We start from the raw sequence: 269 nt of genomic DNA, 5'->3' as shown, positions 1-269 counted from the left end.
CTCATCCCCGCTCACGCGGGGAGCACTGAACTCGGCGTGACGGTCAAAGTCCTCAAAACGGCTCATCCCCGCTCACGCGGGGAGCACACGCCTCATGGTTTGCGGCATGTGGCGGCGGGGGGCTCATCCCCGCTCACGCGGGGAGCACTTAGACACATTGGACGCGGCACCCTCATCACCCGGCTCATCCCCGCTCACGCGGGGAGCACGAGCCGCATCTGTGGGTTACCTTCCGCGCTGACGGCTCATCCCCGCTCACGCGGGGAGCA

The 269-nt window shown here is 67.7% G+C and carries 1 CRISPR repeat array.

The window, feature by feature from the left end:
* Position 1: 1 nt before the first annotated feature.
* Positions 2-269: a CRISPR direct-repeat array (repeat unit 24 nt; unit sequence TCATCCCCGCTCACGCGGGGAGCA).

The organism is Corynebacterium sp. HMSC055A01 (assembly GCF_001809405.1).
Taxonomy (GTDB): Bacteria; Actinomycetota; Actinomycetes; order Mycobacteriales; family Mycobacteriaceae; genus Corynebacterium; species Corynebacterium hesseae.
Note: the sequence above shows the minus strand (reverse complement) of the source record. Positions and strands in the feature narration are given on the sequence as shown.